We start from the raw sequence: 18,375 nt of genomic DNA on the forward strand, positions 1-18,375 counted from the left end.
TTGATGAAGTCTTCCAGCTCCGCCCGCTTGCGCGAGAGCAGGAGCTGAGCCCGCGCGTTGTCGAGGCCGGATTGATCGAGCCGGCGCGCAAGCTGGTCCAGTTCGCCAATCCGCCGGCGCAGGGCTTGAATCACCTCATCGCTCACGGCGGCCTCGAGCCTTTTCCATTCCGATGGAATCGGAACGGGGCTCTGGATTTTTGATTGGACGCGTTTGCTTGACGCGAACCGGTCCCCACCGCGGATCAGGTCCGCGGCTGGCTTTCGCCGGAAAACGCGCTGGCGCCCCGCTCGCGGATTTTCTGCCGGCCGCGCGGACATCCAGCTTCAGCCGCTCGTCGACATTGAGCAGCCGCTCTTCGCCGCCGAGCCGGTTCCGCTCGCCGATCAGGCCGAGCATGACGACCCGCATGGACATCAGGTGAACCGCGGCCTCCGAGCAGTCCTCATCCCGGTTGACCCGTTTGCGGATATTATCCTCCGAGCTCAGCATCTCCGCCCGCAAGAACCTGATTTTTCTGCGAATTTCGTTCAATTTGTTGTCCATGGGCCACCTCGTCAGGGTTGAACCCTATAAGAACAAATAAAGAACAAATTTCAAGTTAAGAGTCGGCTCCCAAGCAAAGATTCTTTGGAGCCCCCGATGACCCGCCTCCCCGACCAGGTCGATGCGCCGATGACGCCGTGCCAACTGGCGACGCTCCGCACCCTCAGCGCCGAGGCGTATCAGCCGAAACTGTTCGAGAAGGATTTGACGGCAAGGGAAGCCGAGCGGCGGATCGCGGCGCTGAAGGCGGAGATCGAGTTGGCGAATTCGTTTTGAACGGTCGGTTGTTGCTTCAACAAGGCAAGCAAGCCCTTGAAAGCATATCGGGGACATCCATATACCATCCATGCAGATGGTATATGGAGGATGCAACTATGGAAACTAATGTCCGGGAACTTCGGTCCAAGCCGCCTGAAACAGAGAAAATCACGATCAATCTGGGTTATGTGGACCTTGGTCACGTCGATCTAATGGTTCAGGAAGGGTTCTACTCGAACCGTACCGATTTCATCCGCACGGCGATCCGGAACCAACTCGAACGTCATGCCGACGTCGTCAAGCAGTCAACGGCCCGCAAAAGTCTGGACCTCGGACTGCGAAACTACAGCCGCGAGGATCTCGAAGCCGTGCGGCGAGCCGGTGAGATGCTGCACATCAATGTTCTGGGCCTTGCCAGCATCGCCCAAGACGTCACGCCTGAGCTTGCTCGCGCCACCATTGCCTCAGTCTCCGTGCTGGGCGCATTGCATGCCAGTCCGGCGGTGAAGGCCGCCCTCGCCGACAGGACACGGTGAAGGCGATGCTGAACCAAAACATAATTCGGGAGGCGACACGCCTCACGCGCGCAGGCCAACTCGTTGAGGCCACCGCGCTCCTTCAGCGCATGCTTCGCGGCGAGAGTGCAGACGCGCCATCGCGTACCGGCGGTCGCATCGCTCTTGCAGGACGCGAACCGCTAATCATTGACGCGAAGGCCAATGTTATTGAGGAGACGGATAGTCATCCGCAATCAACGCCAACCACCTCCGCACCATCGCGCATGCTCGGGGCGTTGCTGGATCGCAAGAAGGCGCGCTCTGAAATCGGACTGCGAGGTGTGATGAAGCGCGCCCCGCTCTCCACACCGGACATCGTGCCGGAGGGCGCCCGTTTCATTGAAAGGACGTACAACAGTCCCGCGGGAAGCCGTGCCTACAGGCTCTTCATCCCGAGCCGCTATCAAGAGCGACCGCTTCCCTTGGTCGTCATGCTTCACGGCTGTACTCAGTCGCCGGATGATTTCGCCGCCGGCACGAGGATGAACTTTCTCGCGGAGGAACAAAATTGCTTCGTGGTCTATCCTGCTCAGCCCAGCCAGGCAAACCAGGCGAAATGCTGGAACTGGTTTCGCACAGCCGACCAGCAGCGAGGCAGAGGTGAACCCTCGCTTATCGCGGGCATCACGCGCCAAATCATGGATGACTATTTGGTTGATCGAAAGCGCATTTACGTTGGCGGGCTGTCGGCCGGAGCGGCCGCCGCTTCTATCATGGGAGCAACATACAACGATCTGTACGCGGCAATCGGTATACATTCTGGCCTTGCGTGCGGGGTTGCCACGGACCTTCCCTCTGCGCTTGTCGCGATGCGACAAGGCGGGTCCGATCCCAAGGCAGCCTTAGGTGACCGGCCACCTGTCCCAACCATTGTTTTCCACGGCGACCGCGACACGACCGTGCATCCAAACAACGGCGATCAAATTCTTGAGCAGTCTTTGGGAACGACGAGCACACAAAAGAAGGTGCATCGCGGGCAAGTACCCGGAGGGCATGCCTATACAAGAACGATCCTGAGCGACGCGAGTGGGCGCGGAATATTGGAGCACTGGAATATCCACGGAGCCGGGCACGCATGGTCCGGAGGCAGCCCTGCGGGCTCCTACACTGATCCGCGAGGACCGGACGCAACGAAAGAAATGCTTCGTTTTTTCCTCGAGCATTCGCTCCCAGAGGAGTAAGGCCGCCTCAGTCGGCGGCCGATCTCGCGATGTCGCCTGTTGAGCACTGAGACAACATCGCCCGGCCGCCAAATGTCCGCGTTGCGCCGGAAGCAGCAAGCACAAGCCCGGATGAGCGTAGCAACATCTGGGACCTTATCTTTGATCCCGCATATCGCTGCGCTCATGCGGGCTACGCTTGCTGCGTTTTCGAGGCCAGGCCCGCCGCGCCAAAAAACTAATTTCCTCAACCAAATCAATCCGATTTGCGACGTCCAGTCCCCTCCCCCAAAAATATTCCCCTTCCTGTTTCCCCCAAATCACCCCCATAACTCCCGCACCTCATCCCCTCTACGAGGGGCGTATCGCGATCGTCACGAAACGTTGGGATGGGGTGCGGTGGACGCGGCAGCGTTGGGCGCGCAGGCATGTTCGCAGGGCGGTTATCCGTGAGCGATCGACAGCGTGTAGACGAACGGCGCTTGAACGCCTCCGCCAGAACTTCGGCCGGCCGCACAAGCCGGTCGAATGGTTTGGTGAAGGAAGCTGCGTACGGCAAAAGCGTGTGGTCCTGGCACCCGTGGCTGGTGTCAAATCGGCGGAGATTTTCGCAAACCCAACCGGGTTCGCAAAATCGTCAATTCGCCGGCGATGGAGGCAAGAGGAATTCGTCTCCAGGGAGCAACTGTGTTTTTACACGTAGACCTGTGATCGGCCGGGCTCAAGGCTGGCGCTACGCGCCACCGCCTCCGGCGGCTGACGGCCTTGACCCCGTCCGCTCACCGGTCGTTAGGCTGGGCATGCGCTCGGCGGAAGCCGAGCGGGGTCGCTCGGTTTGTAACGGTTGGCGTCCCATTTTTGGCGTCGCGCGATCATGGTGTTGAGGATGACGATGAGCTTGCGCATACAGGCGGTGAGCGCAACCTTCGGCTCCTTTCCCTTGGCGATCAGGCGATCATAGAACGCCTTGAGCACGGGGTTGTGCTGGGTCGCAGCTCCCATGCAAGGCATGTAGAAGAGGTTGCGGGCCTTGCGGCGCCCGCCCTTGATGTGGCGGTTGCCCCGCCGTTGGCCGCTATCGTCATCGTAAGGTGCTACCCCCAGCAAGGCCGCGGCGATATTGTCGTTCACCTGGCCCAGTTCCGGCATCGTCGCGATCAGTCCGGCGGACGTGATCTTACCAAGTCCCGGCACGCTCTCGATGATCTCGGCGAGCTCGGCAAAATGCGCCGTCGCTTTGACCATGGCGGAGATCGCGGTCTCGAGCTTGGCGACTTCGACGGCAATCTTCTTCAAGAGCCGCGCCTGCATTTTCTGCACGACGTCCGGCACAGAATGCTCGCCACTGTTTTTCAAGCTGGTCTGCAGATCGAGCAGTCCCTGGCGCGCATTGACGATCTTGACCAGCCTCTCGCGTGCCGCGTCGAAGGCCTGGCCCGGCGCGTCGGTGAAGGTCTCGGCGAACCAGGCGATCATCTCCGCATCGATCGGATCGTTCTTGGCGAGGCGTCCGGCCGAGCGGGCGAAGCTGCGCACCCGCTTCGGGTCAACGATCCGGACTTCGATGCGGGCCTCGCGCAGCGCCTTGGCCCAGTCCTGCTCATAACCGCCGGAAGCCTCCATGGCTGCCTTGCCGACCTTGTGTTTGCGAAGCCAGCGGATCAATGCGTGCCGCCCCTCTGCGGTGCTCGGGAACGTCTGCCGTTGAGACAGCGAGCGAATGCATGCATCCACCTTGTCCTTGGCCACATCAACACCGACGACAACGACCTCATTTTGTGCCATCATCCACTCCCTTCCTTGCTCGGTTCGGGCTCGCAGCCCATGCAACTGTTCGGGTTGAGGAAGACACCGGATCTGTCCCTCGCTCCCCGACAGGCTCTCAAGGCCTTTGAGCGCGAACGGGCTCAGATCCAGCGACGGGCGGTTGGTCTGAGCCGCCCGTTCGCATATTCTGGCAGATTTTGCGGACACAAGAGCGCGCCATAAGCCGTCAAACCATTGCGCAGGGAAGGCCGGATGCTCTCCGCTGGACCTGTATGCTCGTGTGCGCACTTCCTGTGCACATTGCACACGAGACCGCGGGTGCAGCGCGCACCCGGTCTTCCCTGCGCTCTCCTTGGGCGAGAGCTTCGGTCAAGCCTCGGGCGATCAGCGCCGCGAGATCGTGAACGCATGTTCGGTCGTCATCGTCCGCCTTGTGCGCAATTACGCACTGGGGCGGACGATCCAGTATTCCAGAGGCAGCAGTGATTGAGCCGACAGGCGGCGGCATACTGGATGCCCCTTGGGCTCACGACACAAGTGCAACACCTGCTAGGGTGTTGTGGCGATGGGACAATGTTATGGCCAGCTCAGCCTTGAAGAGCGCGTTGAGATTTACCGCCTGCATGCAGGCGGTAAATCTCAAAACGAAATTGCGTCTGCGCTCGACCGGGCGCCATCGACGATCAGCCGGGAGCTGCGGCGCAATTCCCGGCCTACCAAGGTCTGGGCCGGGGGCTACGAGCCTGTCCGGGCTCAGCAATTGGCCGAGCGTCGGCGACGGTGGGATGGCCGCTTCAAGCTGGCGCGCCAGCCGGACCTGCGAAACCGCGTGGGCAAACGCCTTGCGATGGGACATTCCCCAGAGCAGATCGCTGGCCGGCTGGCGCTGGAACATGGTCGCGTCATCATCAGCCATGAGTCAATCTATCGTTTCATCTATCATCGTGCCGCTCAGAAGGATTGCTGGCACCGCCTGCTGCCGCGCCGCAAACGAAGACGAGGGCACCGTCCAGGACGCAGCCCCGCCAGCCTCATCAAACAACGGCGCTCGATCACCGAACGCCCCGCCGAGGTCGAAGGCCGCGGGACACCGGGCCATTGGGAAGCCGACTTCATGCTGTTCGCCCGATGTGGCCAAGGGTTGCTTGTTCTCCACGAACGGCAAACCCGCTTCAACATGGTTCACCGACCACTCGATCGAAAAGCTGTCCGCACCGCTCGGACCATCGGCCGTCAACTCGGCAAACTTCCCCAAGCAATGCGCAAAACCGTCAGCTTCGACAACGGGAACGAATTCGCCGAGCATCACAGGCTTCACCAAACCCTCGGCGTCCAGACCTTCTTCTGCGATCCCCATAGTCCCTGGCAAAAAGGCGGCGTGGAAAACTCCATCAGGCGCTTACGACGCCTGCTGCCCCGCAAAACTGACCTCAAACTCATCACGGCAGCCGACCTCAAGCGGCACGTTCAGCGCCTCAACGATACCCCACGCAAATGCCTGGACTTCAAGACGCCCGCCGAGGCATTCTCCGCACTCAAATCAATCGTTGCACTTCAAACGTGACTCCATCCCCCGCCTGCGCGGGGCATGACGGTTTTGCGTGCCGCGACAATCCGGATCGCTTCCGGTATCCGGGGGGCACAAATGATTGAACCAAAAATGATTGAACCAAAACGCCGGAGCGTACCCGGAGTGGTTTGCCGCATTTGTGCCCGGAATGTCCCCCTACAGAAGTCTGCTATGCCCCATCTGGATCGCGCCGCGCGCATGGGCTAAGTCCTTTATCCAACCGGTTAACAAGCCGGCGTTTTGAGGGAGAACAACGTGATATCCAAGAAATTAGGTGGGCTTTCACTCGCGGTCGCTGCGGTCGGGCTGTTTTACGCCACTGCACCCGCGCTCGCCCAGCAAAAGACCATCACCGTCTGGTTCGGCAAGGGCTTTTACAAATCCGAGGACGACGCGCTTCTCGAAGCGATCAAGAAATTCGAGGCCAAGACCGGCATCAAGGTCGAGCTGTCGCAATACGCCATTCAGGACATGATCCCGAAGACGGTGGCGGCGCTGGATTCCGGCACCGTGCCTGATGTCGCCTATTCCGACAGCTATGATGTGCAGGCGCAGGGCAAATGGGCGTTCGAGGGCAAGCTCGAGGACCTCGGCGACATCCTGACCCCGATGAAGTCGGCGTTCGCGCCGAACACGCTGGAAACCGCGCTGCTCTATAACGACGTCACCAAGAAGAAGGCCTATTACGGCTTTCCGCTGAAGCAGCAGAGCATGCACGTCCAGATCTGGCAGGACATGCTGGAACAGGCCGGCTTCAAGCAGAGCGACATCCCGACCAAGTGGGAAGATTACTGGTCGTTCTGGTGCAACAAGGTGCAGCCGGCGATCCGCAAGGCCACCGGCCAGCGCGTCTACGCCGTCGGCCAGCCGATGGGCGTGGAATCCACCGACTCGTTCCAGTCGTTCTACACCTTCATGGACGCCTACAACGTCAAGCTGGTCGACGACGACGGCAAGCTTCAGGTCGACGATCCCAAGGTGCGGGAAAACCTGATCAAGGCGATGAAGGATTACACCGATACCTACATCAAGGGATGCACGCCGCCTTCCTCCACCACCTGGAAGGATCCGGACAACAACGTCGCCTTCCACAACAAGACGATCGTGATGACGCACAACTTCACGATCTCGATCGCGGCGAAATGGCTCGACGACGCCAACAACCCGGCGCTGACGCCGGAACAGCGCGCGCTCGGCAAGAAGAACTATGACGAGACCATCATCACCGCCTCGTTCCCGAACAAGCCGGACGGCACGCCGATCAAGTACCGCTCGGACGTCAAGACCGGCCTGATGTTCGCGGTCGCCAAGAACAAGGCCGAGGGCAAGGAGTTCATCAAGTTCCTGCTGCAGGAAGAGAACGTCCGGCCCTATATCGAGGGCGCGCTCGGCCGCTGGTTCCCGGTGACGACCGCCAGCCAGCAAAGCCCGTTCTGGCAGGCTGACCGGCATCGCAAGGCGGTGTACAACCAGTTCACCGGCGGCACCACGCCGTTCGACTTCACCAAGAACTGGAAGTTCACGATTTTGAACAACGAGAACGTCTGGGCCAAGGCGATGAACCGCGTGGTGAGCGAAAAGGTGCCGGTCGACAAGGCCGTCGACGAACTGATCGCCCGCATCAAGCAGATCGCGGGTTAGGAATAAGCGATGCCGGCCGCCGCGATAGTATGGTCTCCGTCGTCCCTGCGAACGCAGGGACCCATACGCTGCGGCGGTCGTTTTGAAAAATGCCGGTCGACGACCTTGCGCAACAACAACAGCCTGTGGTTATGGGTCCCTGCGTTCGCAGGGACGACGGCGTAGCGACGGCCGGCATCTCGTTCTAAGAGTAAACCTATGGCAATCACGCTTTCGGGCGATCACGCAATAGCAAGCCCGCCCCTCTCCGCCCGCCTGACGACGCCGCAAGTCTGGGGCATCGTGCTGCTCGCCCCCTATATCCTCGTGTTCCTGGCCTTCGTGGTCTATCCGGTCGGCTACGGGCTCTGGCTGGCGCGGCAGCCGGCGAGCTATGTCGCGCTCTGGCACGACCCGATCTTCGCGCGCGCCGCGGTCAACACGCTGATCTTCCTCGTGATCGGCATCAATATAAAAATGCTGATCGCGCTGTTCCTGTCCGGCTTCTTCGCGCAGCAGCGCACCTGGATCAAATGGCTGTCGGTGCTGTTCATCCTGCCCTGGGCGGTGCCGTCGATCCCGACCATCCTCTCCGTGCGCTTCATGTTCAATCCGGAATGGGGCGTGATCAACCAGCTGATCTTCAGATTCACCGGCGAGGACGGCCCGAACTGGCTGAACGATCCGGCGGTGGCGCTCAGCATGGCGATCGGCGTGCACATCTGGAAATCGCTGCCGTTCTGGACGCTGATCCTGATGACCGGGCGGCTCGCGATCTCGCATGACCTGTATGAGGCCGCCGAGGTCGACGGCGCGAGCTGGTCGCAGAAATTCCGCTACATCACCTGGCCGTCGATGCAGACGCTCTACATCACCTGCACGCTGCTCTCGATGATCTGGACGCTCGGCGACTTCAACAGCGTCTACCTGCTCACCGGCGGCGGCCCCGCCGACCTCACCCATGTGCTGGCTACCCTTGGCATCCGCTATCTCCGGCTCGACCAGCTCTCGCTTGCGATGGCGTCGATCGTCTGCGCGCTGCCGTTCGTGCTGCCGCTGGTCTATTTTATGATGAAACGGTTGTCGCGATGAAGCTGCCAACACTCCGCGAAGTCGGCACCGAAACGAAGCTGCTGCTGATCGGCATTCCCGTGTTCATCTGGACCATGGTGCCGATCTACCACATGTTCCTGTTCGCGATCTCGCCGAAGGAAGATGCGTTCTCGGGCAAGCTGTGGCCCACGCATCCGACGCTGAACAATTTCAGCATCGTGTTCCACCAGCAGCATTACTTCCTGCGCGATTTCTGGATCCAGTTCTTCAATTCGGTCGTGATCGCGCTGTCGGCGGGCGCGCTGACCTTGATGATCGCGACCGCGGCCGCGTTCTCGATCTCGCGGCTGCGCGTTCCCGGCGGGCGCTGGGTGATGAACCTCGCGCTGTTCACCTATTTCATCCCGGCGGCGTTCCTCGCCGTGCCGATGTACCGGACCATGGGCAATTACGGCCTCCTCAACAATCACTGGTCGCTGATTCTCGCGATGGTGACGATTGCGTCTCCTTACGCGATCTGGGTGCTGAAGCAGGCCTCCGACAAGCTGCCGGTCGAGCTGGATGAAGCCGCCACCATGGACGGCGCGACGACGCTGCAATTGTTCCGCCTGGTCTATGTACCCTTGATGATGCCCTCGCTGGTCGCGATCGGCACCTATGCGATCCTGCTCGCCTGGAACGAATATCTCTACGCCTTCCTGCTGCTCTCCAAGGACACCGAGATCACGCTCCCCGTTGCGCTCGGCAACTTCCTGGCCGCGGACGACTCGCCGTGGGAATTGCTGATGACCACCGGCTTCATTTACGCGCTGCCGCCGGCCGCGATCTACTACGCATTCAAGCGCTACATGGTGGGAGGATTGACCGCAGGCGCCGTGAAGTCGTGAGGCGGCTTATGGCTTGACGTTGAGGCGGAAGCTAAACCGCTTGACGATTGACGCGTCGCCTTCGAAATGACGCCAGTATTTCAGCGCGACCTCGCCGCTGCCGGCCTGCTTGGCCCTGAAGTCGAACGAGACCTGGCCGGCGGAGCCCATGGGACCGCGGGAAGGATGCGCCTCCGATCCGGCTTCCTCCACGACGTCCCGATCGAGACGATCAATCGCCCAGCGGTAGCCGGTGGTCGCGTTTTCCGGCAGCGTAAGGCGAACGCTCTCGCCGACGCGCAAATCTACCGTCCGCTCGTTGTCCGCCTCGGTCAGTGACTGCATGACATGGACCTTCCCGGTCTCGGCGGCGACCGCACCGCTGTCGTGCAATGAAAGGATCGCACCCAACAGCGCGGCAACGCGCATCAGCTCAGCAAGGTTCCATCCGCTCAAGGGGCCGTCAAGCTCCCTGCCTCAGAGCGTCACGCCGTAACTCTCGTTGAAGAATCCGGCATTGATATAGGCCTCGCTGGCATAGGCAAAGCCCTTGTCGCCCCAAGCCGTACCCCAACTGTTGCGGATGATGAAGCGGCGGTCGGCGGTATATCCGACGCAGCAGACGCAATGGCCGCCGCGAACCGTCGCCGGCATGAAGGTGTCGAGCTTGCCCTGGGTCGCGGTCGCGTTGTCCCAGGTATGGTCGACATTGAGCGCCACCAGGATCGGCCCATGGCTCGCCAGCCAGGAACGCCAGCTCGCGAAATTGCGCTGCATGTTGACGTAGGAGACGATCTTCCGCGTCGCCGCCGCGGCGTAGAATACGTTCTCGTCGTCCAGATACATGTTGGTCTTGATATGGAAGGGCAGCACCGCCTCCGGCACCGCGCCGTATCTGCGCAGGATGTCCAGCGCGGCCTTCAGGCTGGTGCCGGCGCCTTCGATCATCGTTTCCGGCCTGGAGGTGAATTCGTCGGTCTCCTTCGACGCCATCCAGGTAAACCGCGGCGACAGTTTCGCGTTCTGGGCGAGCCTGCCCGCCTTGACGAAATGATAGCGGGCAACGCCGTCAGTCGAACCCCAGCCGACGCAGGAGCCGGTCGATTCCTGATTGCCGATATCCCACCAGGGCTGTCGAAGATCGACGCTGGCGGGCGCCGCCAGCGGGGCGGCCACCGCTCCGGCGGCGATGACGTCGGACGGCGCCCAGTCGGTTTCGGTATTGCGCGAGGGCACCACATTGCAAATGCGATGCGTCTCCGGCCTTGTGGAGGATGACTTGTCGAGGACCTTCTTGGACTTGGCCATAATGAATTCTCCTGTTGACATGATGAACCACGCGAAAACCGCGTGAGGCCGACAAGAATTTTCGAAACGACTTCCAAATCAGAACGCCATCATTTCTGCGTTGCAACGAAAGCAAAGGAGTATGAACTGGCGCACGTTTAGATAGAAAATCGTCCGCACGATTTCGTGATGGCGCGCAGTCCGGGCATCGGAGCTTTGCGAAAGTGGCCGGCGGCTTACAGCGGCGCCGCGCTCTCGCCCTGCGAACTCGACAGTTTCGAGGCCAGCGAAGCGATCACGATCACCACCGCGATCAGCGCGATCACCATGGTGCAGATCGCATTGATCTCGGGCTTCACTCCCAAGCGCACCTCGGAATAGATCCGGATCGGCAGCGTCGCCGAGCCCGGACCGGTGGTGAAACTCGCGATCACGACATCGTCGAGCGAGAGCGTGAAGGCGAGCATCCATCCGGCGGCAATCGCCGGAATGATCAGCGGCAAGGTCACCGAGAGAAAGGCATGCACCGCATCGCAGCCGAGATCCATCGCCGCCTCTTCCAGGCTGCGGTCGATCGAGGCGAGGCGCGACTGCACCACCACGGTGACGAAGCATATGGTCAGCGTGGTGTGGGCGATCGTCACCGTCCAGAAGCCGCGCTCGGCGTTCAGCGCCACGAACAGCAGCAGCAGAGAAAGCCCCGAGATCACCTCCGGCATTACCAGCGGCGCATAGAGCATCCCGGAAAACAGCGACCGGCCCCTGAAGCGCTCGCCGCGGACCAGCCCCACGGCTGCCAGCGTGCCGAGCAGCGTTGCGATCGTGGCGGAAACCGCAGCGACACGAAGGCTCATCCATGCCGCATCCAGCATCGCGCGGTCGTTGAAGAATTCGTAATACCAGCGCAGCGACCAGCCGCCCCACACCGTGACCAGCCGCGAGGCGTTGAAGGAATAGATGATCAGGATCACGATCGGCAGGTACAGAAACGCCATCCCGAGCGCGAGCGCGGTGATGTTGAACGGCGACATCTTGCCGACCTTGCGGGCCATCAATTTGCCCCTTCGAGTTGACGGCGTTGCAGCCGGTCGTAGAGCAACAATGGCGGCACCAGCAGCACCAGCAACGCGACCGCAGCGGCGGCGGCGACCGGCCAGTCCTTGTTGGTGAAGAATTCCAGCCACAGCGTCTGGCCAATCATCATCGACCCGGAGCCGGCGAGCAGATCGGGGATCACGAACTCGCCGACGATCGGGATGAAGCACAACAGCGCACCGGCGCCGACCCCCGGCAAGGACAGCGGAAACGTCACCAGCCAGAACGCTCTCCCCGGCGACGCGCCGAGGTCGCTTGCGGCTTCCAGCAGCGAGGGATCCATCTTGGCCAGCGTCGCATAGAGCGGCAGGATCATGAACGGCAGGTAGGAATAGACGATGCCGATATACATCGCGGTGTCGGTCGAGAGCCACACCACCGGCGTCGAGACCAGATGCAACGCGAGCAGAACTTTATTCAGCAGGCCGTCATGCTGCAAAATATTGATCCAGGCGTAGATGCGGATCAGGAACGAGGTCCAGAACGGAATGATTACCAGCATCATCGCAATCGCCTGCCAGCGTTGCGGCAGCCGCGCCATGCCATAGGCGATGGGGTAGCCGATCAGCAGCAGGATCAATGTCGAGGTCACCGCGACGACGAGGCTGCGCAAATAAGAGCTGATGTAGAGGCTGTCCGAGACCAGCAGCCTGAAATTATCCAGCGAGAGCTGCGCGAACGCCGCCTGGATCGCCGCCCACCCTTCCGTGAAATCGAACACCGGCACGTATGGCGGCTGCGCGATCGCGGTCTGCGACAGGCTGATCTTCAGCACGAAGCCGAACGGCACCAGGAAGAACAGCACCATCCACAAATATGGTGCGATGGCGGCATAGCGCGCCGGCTGCGCGAAGATGCGGCGTCCGCTCATCGCTCCAGCACCACGCAATCATCGGGCGTGAACCACGCCACCACGCGCTGACCCACGCTATAGGTATCCCTGTCGAGCCGCACGGTATTGGCCATCGACGAGCGCACCACCGCGCCGGAATCGAGATTGAGCTTGTAGACGGTCGAGCCGCCGAGATAGCCGACATCGGTGACGGCGCCGTCGAGCCGGTTGATCGCCTGCGAATTGACCGCGTCCGACGCCGGGCCGCGGCGCGACAATTTTACCTTCTCGGGGCGGATCGCGACCGTGACGGCGGTCTTGGTGATCGGCTGGCGCGGCTCCGCGACCACGATGGCGCCGCCATCCCGGGTCGCAACCGTCAGGCGATGATGCTCATGCGAGGTGACTTCGCCCTCGAACAGGTTGACGTCGCCGACGAACTCGGCGACCCAGCGCGAAGCCGGCGCCTCATAAAGGTCGCGCGGGGTCGCCACCTGCTCCAGCCGTCCGGCGTCCATCACGCCGATTCTGTTGGCCATCGTCATCGCCTCTTCCTGGTCGTGGGTGACGATGATGAAGGTCATGCCGAGCCGGCGCTGCAGCTCCATCAATTCCAGTTGCGTGCTTTCGCGCAGCTTCTTGTCGAGCGCCGCCAGGGGTTCGTCGAGCAGCAGAACCTTGGGCCGCCGCGCCAGCGAGCGCGCCAGCGCCACGCGCTGCTTCTGGCCGCCGGAAAGCTGATCGGGCTTGCGCTTTTCCATGCCATCAAGCTTGACCAGCGCCACCATCTCGGCCACGCGAGTGTCGATGGCGGCGCGCGACATGCCAGCGCGCTTCAGCCCGAACGCGATATTGTCCCGCACGTTGAGATGCGGAAACAGCGCGTAGTTCTGGAACATCATGTTGACCGGCCGTTCATGCGGCAGGACCGGCGCGATGTCGCGGCCGTCAAGCAGGATGCGGCCCTCGTCCGGCGGCTCGAAGCCGGCAAGCATTCTGAGCAGCGTGGTCTTGCCGCAGCCGCTCGGACCCAATAGCGCAAAGAACTCGCCCGCCCGGATGTCGAGCGAGAGCCGGTCCACCGCAAGGAAACTGCCGAAATTCCTGGAGACTCCCTCGATCCGGAGCAACGGCAAGTCGCCGGCCGCATCGGTCGGCGGTGTGGGCCCCGCCGGCGTCGCAGGCACATCGGTTTTCGGTGCGTCGATTTCCGGCGATTCCTCGGTCATGCCACCTGCCAGCCCCCGTCGTGGCCGCACGCTAGCGGCGGATCGGCTTCCGCTCAACGCCTCGCAACGCGTGAGCCACAATATTATGGATGCCGCCGCTCCCCGCTCTGGTAAGGTTCGAAGCCGCCAGAAAACCCGCCTTTGCGCGCGGTAAGAAAGTTCGGGGAGGAACATGATGATCGTTCGCAATCTGCCGGCCATCACGGCGATCTCTTGCCTGCTCGCCGGCCCGGCCGCCGCCCAGGACGCGCTCGTGACCTACAAGTCGCTGAGCCCTGAACTGGCGCAGGATCTGGCCAAAGCAACACTGGCGGATTGCCGAAAGCGCGGCTTTCAGGTGACGGTCGCCGTCGTCGACCGCTTCGGCGTCACGCAGGTTCTGCTGCGCGACCGATTCGCCGGCCCCCACACGGTGTCGACCGCTTCGGGCAAGGCATGGACCGCGGCCAGTTTTCGCACCAGCACGACCGAACTCAACGCCATCAGCCAGCCCGGCACGATGCAGGCCGGAATTCGCCAACTGCCCGGCGCGGTCATCGTCGGTGGCGGAGTGACGGTTGAAGCGGCAGGCTCGCTGCTCGGCGCCGTCGGCGTGTCCGGAGCTCCCGGCGGCGACGCGGACGAGGCCTGCGCCAAGGCGGGCATCGACGCCGTACGCGACAAGCTCGATTTCTAAACGACGCCATCGCGCCCCAACGACAACAACAATGAACCGCGACAGATATGACCTCCTGCTGACCACCGCCTCGGACCGCGCTGCGGCGCATTACCGCGACGGCGTCGACTGCATGCTGTCGGCGTGGCATGGCGCCGAGGACGCCTTCGACAAGGCGATTGCGGAAGATCCGGGCTTTGCGCTGGCGCATATCGGGCGCGCCCGCCTCCATCAGCTCAACATGGAAGGCGGCAAGGCGCGCGCCATGGCGGCGCAGGCCCGGGAGCTCGCCGCCGGCGCGAGCCAGCGCGAAAAAAGCCATGTCGAGATCATGGCCGCCGTGATCGAGAGCAAGCCGAAAGTCGCCGTGACCGGCGCGGAGGCGCATCTGGACGAATATCCGCGCGACGCGCAGGTGCTGTCGATGCTGCTCGGCGCGTTCGGCCTCTACGCCTTCTCGGGCCGTCCCGACCACGATGCCGCCAAGCTCGCGATCTGCGAACGCCACGCGCACCATTATGGCGAGGACTGGTGGTTTGTCAGTTACCTCGGCTGGTCGCACACCGAGGCGGGTAATCTCTCCACCGGCCGGACACTTTCCGAGCACGCAATGGCGCTGCGTGCGGAAAACGCCAACGCCGCGCATGGCCTCTCGCATGCGATGTTCGAGCAAGGCGACATGGCGGTGGGCCGCAAATTTCTCGCGCAATGGATGCCCTCGCATGATCGCAAGAGCTTCCTGCATGGGCATCTTGCCTGGCACGTCGCGCTGACCAACCTCGACGAAGGCGACCTGGATGGTGCGCTTGCGGTCTACGAACAGCATATCAAGCCGGCAGGCCGTCCCTATCCGCCGCTGAACATCTTTACCGACGGCGCCTCGCTGCTGTGGCGGTTGTCGCTGGCCGGCCAAACGGGGCTGGAGCCGCATTGGCGGGAGATTGCGGCCTATGGCGAGAAATATTTTCCACAAGCCGGAGCGCACTTCGCCGACATGCATTTTGCACTGGCCGCAGCAATGACAGGCGGTGATGCGCTGGACACGCGACTGGCCCAACTCGAGGCGCGCGCGGCCGACGGCAAGCTGGCGCCGGGCGGCAGCGCGATCGAGCTCTGTCGCGGCATCCGCGCGTTTGCGGCAGGTGACAATGACGGCGCGGTACGCCTGCTCGAGCCTGCGATTTCCGAACTGACGCGGATCGGCGGCAGCCACGCCCAGCGCCAGCTTTGGGAAGACACGCTGATCGTCGCCTATATGCGCGCCGGTCACGGCGACAAGGCCGCCCGGCGCATCTCGGCACGGCTCGACCGCAGGCCTTCGGCGCGCGACGAGGCCTGGTCGCGGCAGGCGCAGCGAAACTGAAGTCGTCCGTGGGATCAGCTACGACGCTCGACGGCAAACACCTCGATCGCGGCCGCCCGGCCACGCAAGCGCGCCTCCCCCAGCGGTTCGACCGCGAAAGCCGGCTTGAGCTTCATATGGCGCAACAGGTCGGAAGACACCAGCAAATTCCGGCCGACCTCCTTGCAGTGCTCCTGCAGCCGCGCCGTCACGTTCACGGTATCGCCGAAATAGGCAAGCTGGCGGCGCGAGCTGCCGCACTCGCTGATCACCATGTGACCGGCATGCAGGCCAGCCCGGAAGTTCGGCACCATGCCGAACTCCTGACGGTAAGACTCCGCTCGTTCCGCGATGATGTCGGCAATCGTGAAGAAGCAGTCGATGCAGCGTCCGCCCGCGATCCTGTCGTCGAGCGGCCACGTCACGATGACCTCATCGCCGACATAGGCGTGAACCTCGCCACCGTGCGCGACGATTGCGCCGTCGATGTCGAAGAAGAACCGGGTGAGCAGGCCCTGCACGCGCAATTCTCCCATCGCCTCGGCGAGCGAGGTCGAGCCTGCAAGGTCAAGGAACATCAACACGCGCGCTTCCCGCACCGGGCTTCGGTAGCGCCCGAGCGCTATATTGAACAGCACACGGCTGCCGATCAGCCGTGTCAATTCGAAGGCTGACAGGACGAGCAGGGATGCAAAGAAGCTAAACGCAACGACAATGGGCAACTGTTCGATCAGCCACTTCGTCTCGATCCATTCCCAGTACAGCGTCATCTGCAAGACCAGCGCCGCGCTCGCAACGACGATGGCCATGGTCGCGGAGCGCACCGCCAGATCCGCCAGCAGCGGCCATTTGCTGATCCAATCACTTCGTCGCGACGTGAAGTAGAGATGAACGCCCCAGCAGGCCAGCGTTATGCCCATCCCGTGCAAGCTGCTCCGGAGATAATACGGCAGCGTCCTCTCGATCGGATCATCAATGAAATAGCGATAGACTATTCCCCCGAGCAGACCGAGAATCGCAAAGAAAACAGTTGGCCTGATCGCGCGCCGCATGTCCGATCCATTCACACCGATGCCGCCATAAAGGTTGCCAGCGCCTCGCGATCGGCCGGCTGCATGGTGAGGCCGAGCTTGGTGCGCCGCCACAGGATGTCGTCCGGAAAACGCGCCCATTCCTTACTCATGAGATAGCGTACTTCGGCGCCCGTCAATTCCAGCCCAAAGGCTGGGCCAAGGTCGCCGCGCGCCTTGGCGTCGCCGAGGATAACCTTGGCATTCGAGCCATAGGCGGCGACCAGACGCCGCGCTTGATCCTCGCCGAGAAACCGCCAGCGGTCGCGTATTTCGTCGACTTCGTTATCGAAACTGTCCCACGCAAAATCGCCGCCGGGCAGCGGCGCCTTCGCGGTCCAGCGCGACGACATCGGATAGAACGGCGTCAGCTTCGATACCGCCCGCTCCGCGCGCAGCCGCGAGGTCGTAACGTCGCCGCCGAAAACCGTGACCAATGGCGCCTTGCCGCGCCCATGATCGAGCGTTATCGCTCCGTCGCGCTGATGCCGCCCGCTAGATGGAGCCGGCACCGTGTTGGCCCCGGAAAGCGTGCGCACCACGTCAACCGTCTCGATCCGCTCGCGGAAATAGCGGTTCGCCGCATCGCAGAGATAGGCGACGTCGCCAGCCGCCATCGCGACGATGGCGGGATCGCCCTTGAAGGCATGGCTGGCGGTGCCGATCAGGGTAAAATCGCGCTCATAGGGGCTTGCGAAAATCAGCCGTCCGTCGCTGTTCTGGAACACATAGACGTTGTCGCTGTCGAACAGGCGGCGGACGACGATCTGGTCCATCTGTACGGCGGCCACCTTCGGCGGCGGCACGCGCAACACCGTCTCGGCGACGGACGGCGTCCACGCACCGGTGGCGTTGGCGACCGCCCGTGCCGTGACGATCTGGCGAAAGCCGCGATCGATCGTCACCAGCCGCCATTCCTTGCCACGTTCGGCCCGGGTGCAGCGTGCGCCGGTGCGGATCACCGCGCCGCGCGCCGCGGCATCGACGGCGGTGAGAACCACCAGCCGGGAATCGTCCACGACGCAGTCGGAATACTCAAAGGCGGTACCGAACGGCCGTTTCAGCGCGTTGCCGACGGGATGATGGGTGACGTCGACGGTCGCCGAGGCCGGCAGACCGTTGCGCGAGGCCAGCCGGTCATACAACAGGAGCCATGAGCGCAACTGCCAGACGGGACGTTCGTCCGAATGGGCTGGAATCGCAAACCGCATCGGGCGCACCAGATGCGGCGCAATCCTGAGCCAGACGTCGCGCTCGACAAGCGCCGAACGGACGCGAAGGAAATGCCGGCGCTCCAGCCCGGCGAGATCGCCATGGATCAGCCGCGGCGAGGCCGAGGAGGCGCCCGCGCCGAGATCGCCCTGCTCCAGCAGGATCACGCGCAAGCCGCGTCCGGCGGCGTCGCGCGCGATGCTGACGCCGTTCAATCCGCCGCCAATGATCGCGAGATCGTAGTCCGCCATACGCC

Annotated in this window: 18 protein-coding genes; 9 read left to right on the forward strand and 9 right to left on the reverse strand. The window is 62.6% G+C overall.

The window, feature by feature from the left end; translation table 11 throughout:
* Positions 1–135 precede the first annotated feature (135 nt).
* Complete coding sequence (locus V1293_RS18085) at positions 136–399, reverse strand: hypothetical protein (protein WP_334511224.1); 264 nt, start codon at positions 397–399, stop codon at positions 136–138.
* Between the two features lie 243 nt (positions 400–642).
* Here V1293_RS18085 and V1293_RS18090 point away from each other — a divergent pair, with 243 nt between their 5' ends.
* The 3 genes from V1293_RS18090 to V1293_RS18100 all read left to right on the forward strand — a co-directional run bounded on the left by V1293_RS18090 (position 643) and on the right by V1293_RS18100 (position 2,542).
* Positions 643–822 (forward strand): DUF3072 domain-containing protein, encoded by a 180-nt coding sequence (locus V1293_RS18090; protein ID WP_334511225.1) that lies wholly within the window; start codon positions 643–645, stop codon positions 820–822.
* A gap of 98 nt (positions 823–920) precedes the next feature.
* A complete protein-coding gene (locus V1293_RS18095) occupies positions 921–1,340 on the forward strand; it encodes a CopG family transcriptional regulator (protein WP_334511226.1) in 420 nt (139 codons plus the stop codon).
* Between the two features lie 5 nt (positions 1,341–1,345).
* Positions 1,346–2,542 (forward strand): extracellular catalytic domain type 1 short-chain-length polyhydroxyalkanoate depolymerase, encoded by a 1,197-nt coding sequence (locus tag V1293_RS18100; protein ID WP_334511227.1) that lies wholly within the window; start codon positions 1,346–1,348, stop codon positions 2,540–2,542.
* Positions 2,543–3,310: 768 nt separating this feature from the next.
* On the opposite strand, the gene V1293_RS18105 is transcribed toward V1293_RS18100, so the two are convergent.
* The gene (locus V1293_RS18105; RefSeq protein ID WP_334507484.1) at positions 3,311–4,309 is read right to left on the reverse strand and encodes an IS110 family transposase; all 999 of its coding nucleotides are present in this window, start codon (positions 4,307–4,309) and stop codon (positions 3,311–3,313) included.
* 544 nt (positions 4,310–4,853) lie between these two features.
* Here V1293_RS18105 and V1293_RS18110 point away from each other — a divergent pair.
* The 4 genes from V1293_RS18110 (at position 4,854) to V1293_RS18125 (ending at position 9,418) form a co-directional block, all read left to right on the forward strand.
* Positions 4,854–5,852: an IS30 family transposase gene (locus tag V1293_RS18110; RefSeq protein ID WP_334511228.1), complete on the forward strand. Its 999-nt coding sequence runs from the start codon at positions 4,854–4,856 to the stop codon at positions 5,850–5,852.
* A gap of 261 nt (positions 5,853–6,113) precedes the next feature.
* Entirely contained in the window at positions 6,114–7,499 is a 1,386-nt protein-coding gene (locus tag V1293_RS18115) for an ABC transporter substrate-binding protein (RefSeq protein WP_334511229.1), read from the forward strand.
* A 198-nt stretch (positions 7,500–7,697) separates the two neighbouring features.
* The gene (locus tag V1293_RS18120; RefSeq protein WP_334511230.1) at positions 7,698–8,570 is read left to right on the forward strand and encodes a carbohydrate ABC transporter permease; all 873 of its coding nucleotides are present in this window, start codon (positions 7,698–7,700) and stop codon (positions 8,568–8,570) included.
* Positions 8,567–9,418: a carbohydrate ABC transporter permease gene (locus tag V1293_RS18125; protein ID WP_334511231.1), complete on the forward strand. Its 852-nt coding sequence runs from the start codon at positions 8,567–8,569 to the stop codon at positions 9,416–9,418. Before V1293_RS18120 ends, V1293_RS18125 begins: the two co-directional genes overlap by 4 nt.
* Positions 9,419–9,424: 6 nt before the next feature.
* On the opposite strand, the gene V1293_RS18130 is transcribed toward V1293_RS18125, so the two are convergent.
* The 5 genes from V1293_RS18130 to V1293_RS18150 form a co-directional block, all read right to left on the reverse strand.
* Positions 9,425–9,853 (reverse strand): protease inhibitor I42 family protein, encoded by a 429-nt coding sequence (locus V1293_RS18130; protein WP_334511232.1) that lies wholly within the window; start codon positions 9,851–9,853, stop codon positions 9,425–9,427.
* A 21-nt stretch (positions 9,854–9,874) separates the two neighbouring features.
* Positions 9,875–10,705: a C1 family peptidase gene (locus tag V1293_RS18135; protein ID WP_334511233.1), complete on the reverse strand. Its 831-nt coding sequence runs from the start codon at positions 10,703–10,705 to the stop codon at positions 9,875–9,877.
* 215 nt (positions 10,706–10,920) lie between these two features.
* Positions 10,921–11,736: an ABC transporter permease gene (locus tag V1293_RS18140; protein ID WP_334511234.1), complete on the reverse strand. Its 816-nt coding sequence runs from the start codon at positions 11,734–11,736 to the stop codon at positions 10,921–10,923.
* Positions 11,736–12,650 (reverse strand): ABC transporter permease, encoded by a 915-nt coding sequence (locus V1293_RS18145; RefSeq protein ID WP_334511235.1) that lies wholly within the window; start codon positions 12,648–12,650, stop codon positions 11,736–11,738. The genes V1293_RS18140 and V1293_RS18145 overlap by 1 nt, the downstream gene beginning before the upstream one ends.
* The gene (locus V1293_RS18150) at positions 12,647–13,840 is read right to left on the reverse strand and encodes an ABC transporter ATP-binding protein (protein WP_334511236.1); all 1,194 of its coding nucleotides are present in this window, start codon (positions 13,838–13,840) and stop codon (positions 12,647–12,649) included. Before V1293_RS18150 ends, V1293_RS18145 begins: the two co-directional genes overlap by 4 nt.
* Before the next feature lie 175 nt (positions 13,841–14,015).
* Between V1293_RS18150 and V1293_RS18155 the strand changes: the two genes are divergently transcribed.
* Both V1293_RS18155 and V1293_RS18160 read left to right on the forward strand, forming a co-directional pair.
* Positions 14,016–14,516 (forward strand): GlcG/HbpS family heme-binding protein, encoded by a 501-nt coding sequence (locus tag V1293_RS18155; RefSeq protein WP_334511237.1) that lies wholly within the window; start codon positions 14,016–14,018, stop codon positions 14,514–14,516.
* A gap of 31 nt (positions 14,517–14,547) precedes the next feature.
* The gene (locus V1293_RS18160) at positions 14,548–15,858 is read left to right on the forward strand and encodes a tetratricopeptide repeat protein (protein WP_334511238.1); all 1,311 of its coding nucleotides are present in this window, start codon (positions 14,548–14,550) and stop codon (positions 15,856–15,858) included.
* A 14-nt stretch (positions 15,859–15,872) separates the two neighbouring features.
* On the opposite strand, the gene V1293_RS18165 is transcribed toward V1293_RS18160, so the two are convergent.
* On the reverse strand, positions 15,873–16,889 hold the full coding sequence (locus V1293_RS18165) for an adenylate/guanylate cyclase domain-containing protein (protein WP_334511239.1): 1,017 nt from the start codon (positions 16,887–16,889) through the stop codon (positions 15,873–15,875).
* Positions 16,890–16,900: 11 nt separating this feature from the next.
* Entirely contained in the window at positions 16,901–18,370 is a 1,470-nt protein-coding gene (locus tag V1293_RS18170; RefSeq protein ID WP_334511240.1) for a glycerol-3-phosphate dehydrogenase, read from the reverse strand.
* Between the last annotated feature and the right edge of the window lie 5 nt (positions 18,371–18,375).

Source organism: Bradyrhizobium sp. AZCC 1693 (assembly GCF_036924745.1).
GTDB lineage: Bacteria > Pseudomonadota > Alphaproteobacteria > Rhizobiales > Xanthobacteraceae > Bradyrhizobium.